Below are 12,679 nucleotides of genomic sequence, written 5' to 3'. Positions count from 1 at the left end.
CCAGAAGTATTTCGTTCTGGGTTAAAGCTGAAAATGGGCAAGTACAAGAAAATGTTATTCTGAGATGGGGTGAAACAAGCGGTCGTCAATTTGCAATTTTGTTGCGGAACGGTGAGCTGTTTGTCGAATTGGAAGGTTCTCTTTTCGGGACCTATAGGGGCATTAATTTTTTAGATAATTCATGGCACCACGTTGTCATAACCTTTCCACATTCGACAACCAGTACGGTAATCAATGGGAGTATTCTCAAACAATATGTTGATGGTGTTCGACAAAGTGGAAATAGACGTGAAGATCCCATGATGTTATCCCCCAATTATTTGATGCGCACAACCGCGTCAAAATTGCTGGTTGGTGCCCGCGATAAAAATGGAACCCATTCTTTTAAAGGTAGCATATCAGACTTGCGGGTTTGGGGTGAAGAACTTGAAGCACAAGATATAACAAGGCTGTTTAATGACGATTCTAGTCTCAATACAGTAAAAACGACATCACAGATTTTGCATTGGCCGATGTTTGACTTAGGCTCAACACTACAGACGCAGATTTCAGATTTCAGTGGCCGCAACAATCATGGAATGTTGCGTAATTTCGATAACGGTGACCTAGTGTCATTTGGTAATAAAAAAAGTCAGACATCGCAGAAATTTTGCTTCTTTGACTCGAATTCAGATAATTTATATGAACTCTGGCAAGGTGTGGGTGCCACCCCACAAAACCCAACTGGCCAGAATGGGTGGGTGTTAAAAAGTAAAGATGTTTTTGTTCCAGGTAATGATGGATTTTTTAATAATGTTGGAACAAGTCCGGAAACCGTTACTGCAAATTTTGCCATAGGGGCAGCCGCTGGGTCGAATATCACCGTGGCGCAAAAGAATGTCACAAGTAGCTTTTCCAATAATATTATCGCGCCTGAACAGGCTTTATGCTCAATTACCCCTAGTGACGTTTTTGTGGCGCCTGGATGTAGTGTTAAGACAGCTTATGCGATCATTACTGAGGGGTTTGACCCAGAACATGATAAATTAACTATTACCGCACAATCGAAACAAACGACTTCAGTGTCCACTGCATATTCCAATATTAAAAATCTACCTGTATCGGTACAAGCTTATTGGAATCAGTTAGATGGTATTTTGGCCTTTTACACTAACAACGGTAAAAGTCTGCCAACACAGATATGGAATCGTGCAATGCGGTCTGTAAAGTTTGAATCTACGGCAACAAATTACAGCATAGAAAAGAAAATTGTTTTCAGCATGGGTGAGCCCGCTTTAGAGATCGATGGAAAATATCACTTTTATGATTTTGTTACTTTTAATGGGCAACCTTATAGTTTTAATACAGCTTTAGCCAGAGCGCATCAAATTGAACCAAAAATGTGTGGTCTTCAGCCTTATTTGATGACAATAACAAGCCCCGAAGAAAGCTATTTTATAGATCAAACGTTCTTAGGCAGACCCTATCATGGGTGGATTGGGGCAAGTGAAACCGAGCCAGGTAACTGGCGCTGGATCAATGGCCCTGACAATGGCACAAGGTTTTGGTCGGGCTATGGAGGAGGGATGCCCATAATAGATGATGGCACAGATAATGGTGTGGCAACCAATTTACTTATGTACAGAAATCCAGTGGATAATATACTGAGCGTTCGTGACAATGATCTGGCACCTTTATGGATAAAGAATACTGATACGCAAAAAATGCGATTTTCAAATTTTTCGCTTGGATCAACAGGAAAAAATGTAAGTGATTTCCAACCTAAGAGCAGCGTTTCTTATTCCACAAGCCCGGCCAAGCACCTGTTCATTAATCGTAGTTCAAGAGGTGCCGGGTTATGGCGTTCAGCGCCTATGAATGCAGCATATTGTCAATCACCAACACCCGATCATGAAAGAATTTGTGGGCATTATCGTGAGTGGGGCGGCATGGCGACTGACCCAAATGTTCAATCGGCGAGCAGTGCCACTATCGACATGGAAATTCATACCAAATATTGCAAGGTAACACCCTAATCTGATTTTTTTGAGATGTTTAGTTCACCAGCATTGAAGTTGTCTGACACAAGGCCTATAAGTTCATGACTAGTTTAATGTCTTGATGATGAGATGCCTGAAATGAATGACACGCAGTTTGCAAGTGCCCGTGAAATGATGGTTAATTGCCAAATTAGGCCAAACAAGGTTACCGATGAACGTGTGCTTGACGCTTTTTTGACGATACCCCGTGAAGCCTTTGTTGCAAAGCACCAGCGCTCAATTGCCTATATTGACGAAGATCTTATGCTGACAAATGGCAGATGTTTGATGGAACCAATGGTTCTTTCACGGTTGCTTCAGGCGCTTGAAGTTCGGAGCGATGATAATGTTCTGGTTGTTGGTGCTGGTTCGGGATATGGCACAGCTATCATGGCGCAAATAGCTGGTTCGGTTATTGCCATTGAAACACGTACGCAACTTGTAGATAAAGCCCAAGAAACGCTGGCTAATATTGGCATTGATAATGCTGCCTTTATTAAGTCGCGCCTCGCTGATGGATATGCTGATGAAGGTCCTTATGACCGTATCATTATTGAAGGGGCAGTTGAAACTGTACCTGACTCTTTGCTAACTCAGCTGACCCCAAAAGGGCGTTTGGTGGCGGTTAAACGTGGTAAAAATGAAGCGGTTGGTGTAGCGAGTCTATGGACGCGCGCCGGAGATTACTTTTCATGCACACCCCTTTTTAACGCACAGGTACCCAACCTAGACGAGTTCAATACAAAACCTGAATTTATCTTTTAATCTGATTATGATGCCTCAGCATTATGGAGTCTATGAATTTTATGACTTATGTTTCTCGCTCATTTGCTCATGCCGTTATGCTTTTTGCCACTGTTATGCTGGCATCCACAACCGCGCTGTCAGCTACGCTTAATGAGGCATTACGTGCAAGCCTTGCCAATAGCGCTGAACTGGCCGCCGCGCGGCAAAGCTGGGTATCGGCACGTGAACAAATTGGGGTATCGACATCGACAAGTGATCTAACAGGTACTGTTAAAATCATTGGTAACCAATCACATAGCGACTCCAGAACAACGAGTGGGTTTGAACAAACACAATATGCGTCTGCAGCCATTACCTTGAGTAAGAATCTCTATGATGGGGGGCAAACGGTCGAAAACTCAAAGTTAGCGCAATATAATCTTGATGCGGCATCCGCCAGCTACAGCAATTCCGAACAAGCTTTGATATTGAAAACAATCGAGGCATATCTTGATGTTGTAAAGGCACAACGCGAAGTGTCGTTACTTGCAGATAATCTGGGACGACTTGAGTCTCATGTTAAAGCTGCCGAAGCCCGGGTTAGAGCAGGGGCCGCAACTCCAACTCGTGTAGCTGAGTCAAAAGCACGCTATGCACGTGCACAGTCAGATGCCATCGCTTCTGCCGCAGATTTGCAAAATGCAGAGGATAATCTCCATTCACTGACGGGTATCGAATTGCGCGATCTGTCTCTGCCTGCGGCGTTGTCTTCACTGCCTGACACATTACTTGAAGCCGAGAACATCGCCCGCGCTGAACATCCAAATATCCGCAAAGCCATTGCGAATGAATTGAGCGCAAGTCAGCAATTTAATACATTGGCGGCGGCGGTTAAACCAACAGTGAGCTTTTCCTTGTCGGCCAGCTCAAAAGATAGGACCGGTACGGCAGGCGATTTAGATGATATGTCAGCCCAGATTGTATTTTCGTCTCCGTTCCTGACGACGAATGCAACACGGGCAAAGTCTCGCAGTGTGTCTGCAAGCCATGCGCAAAGTAAATTTGCTCGCGATGAAGCCATTCGTGCTGTAGATGTGGATTTGCGAAGTGCGTTTCGTAATATGAATACAACGAAAATACGCCTTGATGCTGTAACCAGTGAATTGGAAGCAACGCGGCTAGTTGCGCGCGGTATTGTCAGCGAAGTGACCTTTGGACAGAAAACAATCCTTGATCAGCTTGATGCCGAACAGGATGTAAATGCTGCTGAGTTACGACTTGTCAATGCAGAACATGATATTATCTTAGCGTCCTACAGATTTAAGGCGGCTATGGGTCAGTTATCTGCGGTTAATCTGGGGCTTGGTGATGTTTTGCCATCATTATCCGACTTGCCGTCACCTGATGACATGTTTAGCGGTATAATTCCTATCACAAATTAGGTATTCGGCGATAAATATGAAATGAGTGGGGCTTGCTTAGCCTGTATTCTCACATCAAAAAGATAGCAATTTTTTTGCGGCTCATTTAGAACACCGTATATATTTATTCATCTATTCTTTTCACAACTTACATATGTGTCATGACTGAACCCACACTTCCAAAAAATTATAATCCTCAAGCTATCGAAGAGCGCTGGTATGACATGTGGGATCAAAGCAATCATTTTGCCTGTGATCCGTCTTCATCTAGCACGCCATACACAATCATGATGCCGCCGCCTAATGTAACAGGAAGTTTACATATGGGGCATGCGCTGACATTTACGTTGCAAGATTTGCTGATTCGTTATCATCGTATGATTGGCCGCGATACATTATGGCAACCAGGTACAGATCATGCCGGTATTGCCACGCAGATGGTCGTAGAGCGCAAACTTGCTGACGAAAATGTTAACCGTCGTGATCTGGGACGTGATGCGTTCATTGATAAGGTTTGGGAGTGGAAAGCTGAATCCGGAGGGATGATCCAGAACCAGTTAAAGCGTCTTGGGGCATCCCCTGACTGGGCGCGTGAACGATTTACTATGGATGATGGTTTGTCGGAAGCTGTTATCAAAACCTTTGTCAGTCTTCATCGTGACGGCCTGATCTATCGTGATAAGCGGTTGGTCAATTGGGATCCAAAGCTGATGACGGCGATTTCGGATCTTGAAGTCGAACAGCGTGATGGCGAAAATCCGATGTGGCATCTTAGATACCGCATTGAAGATACCGAGGACGAGTATATCTCGATTGCCACAACACGTCCGGAAACCATGCTAGGTGACGGTGCTGTTGCTGTTCATCCAGATGATGAACGTTACAGGCATTTGGTTGGCAAAATGTGCATCCTGCCCTTATCCAATCGACCAATTCCTATCATCGCCGATGAATATCCAGATATGGAAAAAGGCTCTGGCGCGGTCAAAATAACACCAGCGCATGACTTTAATGACTTTGAAGTGGGACGGCGTCATGGTTTGCCACTGATAAATCTGATGACTGCCGAAGCCAAGATGGAAAATATTCCAGAAATTCCTGAAAAATATCATGGTTTAGACCGCTATGATGCGCGTAAACAGATACTCGCTGATCTGGATGCTGAAGGCATGGTTGTTGGCGTTGAAACTGTGGCTAATTCAGTACCTCATGGGGATAGGTCTGGCGTTGTTATAGAGCCGTGGTTGATGGATCAATGGTATGTAAATGCCGAAGAATTAGCTAAACCCGCGATCAAGGCTGTGGAAGAGGGGCGCACCAAATTTGTACCCGAACGCTGGGACAAAACCTATTTTGAATGGATGCGCAATATCCAGCCATGGTGTATTTCACGGCAATTATGGTGGGGTCATCGTATTCCAGCATGGTATGGACCAGACGGGCATCCATTTGTTGAGGAAAACGAAGCTGATGCTTATGCGTCTGCAAAAGCGTATTATGGCAAGGATGTCGAACTCAACCGTGACGAAGACGTTCTTGATACGTGGTTTTCCAGTGGATTATGGCCATTTTCGACACTTGGCTGGCCTGAAGATAATGATCTGGTAAAACGTTATTATCCAGGTGATGTTCTGGTTACCGGCTTTGATATTATCTTTTTTTGGGTTGCCCGCATGATGATGATGTCGATGCATTTCATGGATGGTGAAGTGCCCTTCCGTGAGGTCTATATCCACGCCCTTGTGCGCGATGAAAAAGGCCAGAAAATGTCAAAGTCAAAGGGTAACGTCATCGACCCTCTTGGCATTATCGATCAATATGGCGCAGATCCACTTCGCTTTACCTTGGCAGCAATGGCCGCGCAGGGGCGTGATATAAAGATGTCGATCCCACGTCTGGAAGGCTATCGCAACTTTGCCACCAAGATATGGAATGCCTGTCGTTTTCTTGAAATGAATGGCTGTATCATCGATAAATATATTAAAGTTGAAGATGCAAAACAATCTATAAATCTATGGATTATAAGCGAATTTAATAACACGATTGAAAAAACATCTAAAGCGATTGAGGCTTATCGCTTCAATGAAGCGGCGGATGCCCTGTATCAGTTCATGTGGCATTCATATTGCGATTGGTATGTTGAGCTGATCAAACCGATATTGATGAACAGTAATGATAACACTGACGAGGGTGATGATCAGGCTACCTTGGAAACCAAAGCCACTGCCAGCGCCATTCTGGCAGGGACATTACGTCTGTTGCATCCGTTTATGCCATATCTGACCGAAGAGCTGAATGAAAAAATCTTTAATAGCAAAGATATGCTGATTGGCGCTTCATGGCCGAAAGCTTTTGATATTGCCGCAGATGATGCCGTTAATGAAGTGCGCTTCATCACATCACTGATTAGTGAGATTCGGTATATACGCACCGAAATGAACGTACCGTTGTCAGCCAAACCAGCTTTGTTGATTAATGGTGCAACCGAGTTGCAATCGCGTGCCATTGTGAATCAACAAGCCGCGTTACTGCGGATTGCCCGGCTTGAAACAGTGAGAGAAACTACAGAATTCGGCAGTGGGTGTGCGCAAGGGCTTGTTGACGGGCTGGATATTGCGCTACCATTGGCAGATATTCTTGATCTGGATGCCGAAGCCGCGCGCCTAAATAAGGAAATAACCACTGTTAATGCCGAAATTGAAAAGATTGCCCGTAAACTCGACAATCCTGGCTTTATTGCCAAAGCCCCCGATGATGTGATTATCGAAAACAGACGCCGTTTAGAAGAAGAAAATGTAAAGCGTGATGGGTTACATGTAGCGCTTAGCCGGTTGGGTTAATCGGCAGTCAATAACAAGACCAAGGAGTGAGATAATGCCAGATAGTGTAAAGCCAATCGACAAGTCGAATTTGCCAAGTCGTCATGTATCGGTCGGCCCCGAAAAGGCACCACATCGTTCATATTATTACGCGATGGGCATGACCGAAGAAGAAATCGCACAACCTTTGGTTGGTGTGGTTTCGACATGGAATGAAGCAGCGCCTTGTAATATTGCGCTGGCACGCCAAGCCCAAGCGGCCAAACGCGGCGTTCGTGAACATGCGGGCACGCCCCGTGAATTCACCACAATCACTGTTACTGATGGCATTGCCATGGGTCACGCTGGCATGAAATCATCTCTGGTAAGCCGTGAGGTCATTGCCGATTCAATCGAACTGACAGTTCGCGGCCATTGCTATGACGCGATTGTTGGCCTTGCAGGATGTGATAAATCTTTGCCTGGCGTGATGATGGCCATGGCGCGTCTGAATGTGCCGTCGGTCTTCATGTATGGTGGCTCGATTTTACCTGGCCGTTTCAAGGATAGGGACGTTACCGTTCAGGATGTTTTTGAAGCGGTTGGCGCGCATGCGGCTGGCAATATGTCAGACGAAGACCTGCATGAGCTTGAATGTGTTGCCTGTCCAAGTGCCGGATCATGTGGTGGCCAGTTTACAGCGAACACAATGGCCTGTGTGTCCGAAGCCATTGGCCTTGCTATTCCGGGGTCAGCGGGTGCGCCTGCGCCTTATGAGTCACGTGATGAATACGCCTATCATTCAGGTCGTATTGTTATGGATCTTGTACGTGCCAATTTGCGGCCACGTGATATTTTGACGCGCAAGGCTTTTGAAAATGCGGCGACCGTGGTGGCGGCATCTGGCGGGTCAACAAATGCCGGTCTGCATCTGCCAGCTTTGGCATCCGAATGCGGCATTGAATTTGATTTGCATGATGTGGCTGAAATCTTCCGGCGCACGCCTTATATTGCTGATTTGAAGCCTGGCGGCAAATATGTGGCACGTGACATGTATGAAATCGGCGGCGTCCCTGTTTTGGTTAAGGCTTTGCTTGATGGTGGGTTTATTCATGGTGACTGCATGACGGTAACTGGAAAGACTATCGCCGAAAATATTGGCGATATGAAATTTCCGACGGATCAGGTGATTGTGCGTACAACCGATGCGCCATTATCACCAACAGGTGGCGTTGTTGGTTTGACTGGCAATCTTGCTCCTGAAGGGGCCTTGGTGAAAGTTGCCGGCATGTCAGTTTTGAAATTTACCGGCACCGCACGTTGTTTTGATTGTGAAGAAGACGCCTTTGCCGCGGTTGAACGCCGTGACTATAAGCCGGGTGATGTATTGGTGATCCGCTATGAAGGGCCAAAAGGGGGTCCGGGTATGCGTGAAATGCTGGCCACAACGGCTGCGCTTTATGGACAAGGTGCGGGTGATCAGGTGGCTTTGATCACTGATGGTCGGTTCTCGGGCGCGACTCGTGGTTTCTGTATTGGTCATGTTGGCCCCGAAGCCGCTGTTGGTGGCCCTATCGGCCTGTTGCAGGATGGTGACCAGATCACGATTGATGCCGAAGCTGGTACAATCGATGTTGATCTGAGCGACGAAGAGCTAGCCGCACGTAAAGCCAACTGGACGCCACGCAAGACAGATTATAACGCTGGTGCTATCTGGAAATACGCCCAGACTGTTGGTTCGGCTGAGAAAGGTGCGCTGACACATCCGGGGGCGCGGGCTGAAAGCCATGTCTATGCAGATATCTAGTGTTTGTCTTGATTACACCTAGAATTAAAGGCAGGGATTTCCCTGCCTTTTCCTATGCGTCATAAAATCAGCTTCCACATAAGATATTCAGTGTGATTATCGCTTCCGATGATATCAAATGACGATATGAGTGTTTAGGCACATATTTGAGACATGCGTGATAGGCAGTGTCAGTCACGTAATTGACACCAGATCGGTGTATGATCCGATGGCTTTTCAAGTCCACGGGGTGTCCGGTCAATGCCGACATCAGTCAGGCGATCACCAGCCTCTGGTGACAGCAAAAGATGATCGATCCGCAAACCATTATCACGTTGCCATGCACCCGCCTGATAATCCCAATAGGTATAATGCACGCCAGATGGATGTAATGCACGCAAAGCATCTATATGGCCAGCATGCTGGATTTTAAAGAAGGCAGCACGGCTATCATCATGTGTGAGAGCGTCACCAACCCAAGCTGCCGGATCATAACAATCAATATCCTGTGGGAGAACATTATAGTCACCTCCCAGAACGACCGGCATTTCGGTGGCCAGTAATTCAACCGCACGATCATAAAGCCGCGCCATCCAAGCTAATTTATAGTCAAATTTTGGACCAGGTGCCGGATTGCCATTGGGCAGATATATATTACCAACGCGAACACCGTTTATTGTGGCCTCAATATAGCGCGCCTGTTCGTCTGTATCATCGCCTGGCAAGCCATTCATCACATCGTCTATAGGGAACCGGCTGGCAATGGCAACGCCGTTATAGCTTTTCTGACCATGAACAGCGATATGCCAACCTAAATCGGTAAAAGCATCACGCGGAAAGTTTTCGTCCTGAGACTTGATTTCCTGCATCATTAAAATGTCAGTATTATCAGCCTGAAGCCAGTTCGTGATATGGTCAAGTCGAGCCTTGGCAGAATTGACGTTCCAGCTTGCGATGCGCATTGTCAGACCGAAAATGAAGTGCCGCAGCCGCAAGATGCGGTTGCATTGGGATTATTCACGGCAAAATACGATCCCATCAGATCCTGAACATAATCAAGTTCGGCATGATCAACCAGCTCAAGTGACATTTCATCAATTATAACGTCAACATTATGGCTGGTGAAAACACGATCTTCATCATCGCGGTTGGTGTCTATGCTGAACTGATATTGAAAACCTGAACAACCGCCACCCAAAACAGCAACGCGGAAAAAGCTACCATCAGGTTCGGCCGCAAGCATGGCGGTGATCCTGTCCGCCGCAGCCTCAGTCAGACTAAAAATACCAGCCATTGAGGAGGGGGTAAGGGTCTCACTATTTGCGGTTTTGCTTATAATTTCAGACATTTTTTCCGATACCGTGCTATATAGGGATGTTATGAATATGGGCGTTTATAGCGTTTAAATCAAGCCAACCCAACATTTGCGGTTTGAATTGTTTGGGCGTAAGGTGAATTCCTCATATTTAAACAAGCTGTCAGGTTATATCAGGTGACAAAGATGACTGAAGATCGCGCCCTGGCGTGTTATGCCTGTCACGCGCCGCAAAGTCGTGGCAGATTTGTAGATGAGGGTGACGCCGCATTATCTGATGACACAACTGCATGGGGCGCACGTACAGCCTATCAACGCGACCGCGACCGGATTTTACATTCAGGTGCCTTTCGTCGCCTGAAACACAAAACACAGGTTTTTGTCTATCATGAGGGCGATTATTTCCGCACCCGCCTGACACATTCGCTTGAGGTCGCGCAAATTGCCCGTTCAATGTCCCGAAGCCTTAGATTGAATGACGATCTGGCAGAAGCTGTCGCGCTGGCGCATGATTTAGGTCATACCCCTTTCGGCCATGCTGGCGAAGACGCACTTGATCGATTAATGCAGCCGTTTGGTGGTTTTGATCATAATGAACAAACCGTTCGTGTGCTGACCAGCCTTGAAAGACGTTATGCCGGTTTTAATGGATTAAACCTGACATGGGAAACCTTGGAAGGGGTTGTTAAGCATAATGGCCCACTGACAAAAAAAGATGACATTCCGGATAATTTCAAAGAACTTGATGCCAATATGTCGCTTGATTTGACCAGCTATCCGTCAGCCGAAGCCCAGCTTGCCAATCTATCAGATGACATCGCCTATCTATCACATGATTTTGATGATGCCTTGCGCGCTGATTTATTCCGACTTGATGCTATTCGAGATTTACCTCAGGTCGGTAAGGCCTTGAGAGATATCGATTCTAAACATGGTCAGCTTGATATGACACGCACTACGCATGAATTGATCCGACGACTGATATCTGTTTTTGTCGAAGACTTGCTGGCAACATCATCTGCCAATCTAGCCGCTATAGATGCCAGTCATTCAGACGATATCAGAACCGCTACATCTGCTGTTATTGCCTTTTCCGAACCAATGGCACGCGACCTTGAAATCTTACGTGACTTTCTGTTCACCAATATGTGGCGACATTTCAAGGTCAATCGCATGACCAGCAAAGCAAAACGGGTGGTGACAGATCTGTTTAATCTGTTTATGTCGGAGCCTAATACTTTGCCGAATGAATGGCAGGAAACCAATCAAGGGGTGTTAGCCAATCAGAAACCCGAGATTATTGCGCGCGTGATTGCCGATTACATTGCATCGATGACTGATCGTTATGCTATTTTAGAACATGAGCGCCTTTTCGATCTTGGTCCAATTCTGCGCTAGATTTTAATATCCAATCCCATACGAACATAAGTGAAGCCATATTAGATGAATATTTTTACCTATTTTGAGACCCAGTTTGCCGCGTTGATTTCACAATTAGGTGCGTCGGGACATATCACAAAAGAACTGGATATAAGCCGCGTCGTGTTCGAACTGCCTCGCGACCTTGATCATGGTGATCTTGCCACTAATGCCGCTATGGTTTTGGCTAAGCCTGCTGCAATGAAACCCCGTGACCTTGCTGTTATATTAACTGAAGAACTTAAGAAAATAGATGGTGTTGACACTGTTGAAATTGCTGGACCTGGTTTTATAAATTTACGAATTAAACCCCTGCTTTGGGCGCGAGAAATCAGTGATATTCTGACAGCTGGCTTTGATTATGGGCGCAGTAATGCTGGGCAGGGCGCCAATGTGAATATTGAATATGTATCAGCTAATCCAACTGGTCCTTTACATGCAGCTCATGCGCGAGGTGCCGTTATTGGCGATGCGCTTGCGGGGCTAATGGCGTTTAGCGGATGGCAGGTGACAAAGGAATATTACGTAAATGATGCCGGTGGACAAGTTGATATTCTGGCACGGTCTGTGTATCTGCGCTATTGCGAGGCTTTGGGTGATACCATAGAAATTGAAGCTGGTCTGTATCCAGGGGCATATCTAAAAGATGTAGGAACCAAACTTGCCACCAAATATGGTGATAAATTTCATAAGCGCCCTGAAACAGAATGGTTATCCACCTTTCGGCTTTTTTCGGTAAGTGAAATTATGGAAGGCATCAAAGACGATTTGCAGTCCCTTGGTATTCAGATGGATCGTTTTGCATCCGAACGTGAACTTGTTGAAAATGGTGCTGTGCAAAAGGCGATCGACAAATTAAAAGCCGACGGGCATGTTTATACGGGCGTGTTGCAACCACCAAAGGGCAAAGAACCAGAGGATTGGGAGCCACGTGAACAGCTTTTGTTCAGATCCAGTGAATTTGGTGATGACACTGATCGCCCATTACAGAAATCCGATGGAAGCTGGACGTATTTTGCTTCGGATGTGTCTTATCACTTTGATAAGCTAGAACGCACAAAGGGGCCGTTGATTGACATTTTGGGCGTTGACCATGGCGGATATGTAAAACGGATGACCGCAGCCGTCGAAGCTATGTCTGGGCAGAAAAACATGCTTGATATCAGGCTCTGTCAGTTGGTCAATCTGATGGAAAA

The 12,679-nt window shown here is 46.1% G+C and carries 9 protein-coding genes; 7 read left to right on the top strand and 2 right to left on the bottom strand.

Annotated features, from left to right (window positions below):
* From ACTF7Q_RS08845 to ilvD, 5 genes are all read left to right on the top strand, one after another.
* A partial coding sequence (locus ACTF7Q_RS08845; protein WP_438997479.1) for a LamG-like jellyroll fold domain-containing protein occupies nt 1–2,015 on the top strand: 2,015 nt, incomplete at its 5' end.
* Between the two features lie 102 nt (nt 2,016–2,117).
* Nucleotides 2,118–2,783, top strand: coding sequence for a protein-L-isoaspartate O-methyltransferase family protein (locus ACTF7Q_RS08840; protein WP_438997478.1), 666 nt, complete (start codon nt 2,118–2,120; stop codon nt 2,781–2,783).
* Between the two features lie 41 nt (nt 2,784–2,824).
* Complete coding sequence (locus tag ACTF7Q_RS08835) at nt 2,825–4,186, top strand: TolC family protein (RefSeq protein ID WP_438997477.1); 1,362 nt, start codon at nt 2,825–2,827, stop codon at nt 4,184–4,186.
* Between the two features lie 140 nt (nt 4,187–4,326).
* Nucleotides 4,327–7,005 (top strand): valine--tRNA ligase, encoded by a 2,679-nt coding sequence (locus ACTF7Q_RS08830; RefSeq protein WP_438997476.1) that lies wholly within the window; start codon nt 4,327–4,329, stop codon nt 7,003–7,005.
* A gap of 34 nt (nt 7,006–7,039) precedes the next feature.
* A complete protein-coding gene (gene ilvD, locus ACTF7Q_RS08825; RefSeq protein ID WP_438997475.1) occupies nt 7,040–8,770 on the top strand; it encodes a dihydroxy-acid dehydratase in 1,731 nt (576 codons plus the stop codon).
* A gap of 170 nt (nt 8,771–8,940) precedes the next feature.
* Here the strand turns inward: ilvD and xth are convergent, their stop codons facing one another.
* Nucleotides 8,941–9,711, bottom strand: a complete 771-nt coding sequence (gene xth / locus ACTF7Q_RS08820) for an exodeoxyribonuclease III (protein ID WP_438997474.1) — start codon at nt 9,709–9,711, stop codon at nt 8,941–8,943.
* A gap of 2 nt (nt 9,712–9,713) precedes the next feature.
* Nucleotides 9,714–10,097, bottom strand: a complete 384-nt coding sequence (locus ACTF7Q_RS08815) for a HesB/IscA family protein (protein ID WP_438997473.1) — start codon at nt 10,095–10,097, stop codon at nt 9,714–9,716.
* Nucleotides 10,098–10,250: 153 nt separating this feature from the next.
* Between ACTF7Q_RS08815 and ACTF7Q_RS08810 the strand changes: the two genes are divergently transcribed.
* Both ACTF7Q_RS08810 and argS read left to right on the top strand, forming a co-directional pair.
* A complete protein-coding gene (locus tag ACTF7Q_RS08810; RefSeq protein WP_438997472.1) occupies nt 10,251–11,462 on the top strand; it encodes a deoxyguanosinetriphosphate triphosphohydrolase in 1,212 nt (403 codons plus the stop codon).
* A 45-nt stretch (nt 11,463–11,507) separates the two neighbouring features.
* The coding region (gene argS / locus ACTF7Q_RS08805; RefSeq protein WP_438997471.1) for an arginine--tRNA ligase domain-containing protein at nt 11,508–12,679 on the top strand (1,172 nt) is incomplete at its 3' end.

Source organism: Puniceispirillum sp. (SeqCode), from assembly GCF_965657105.1.
Lineage (GTDB): Bacteria > Pseudomonadota > Alphaproteobacteria > Puniceispirillales > Puniceispirillaceae > Puniceispirillum.
The sequence above is the reverse complement of the archived record's forward strand: the minus strand, read 5'-3'. Positions and strand labels throughout refer to the sequence as shown.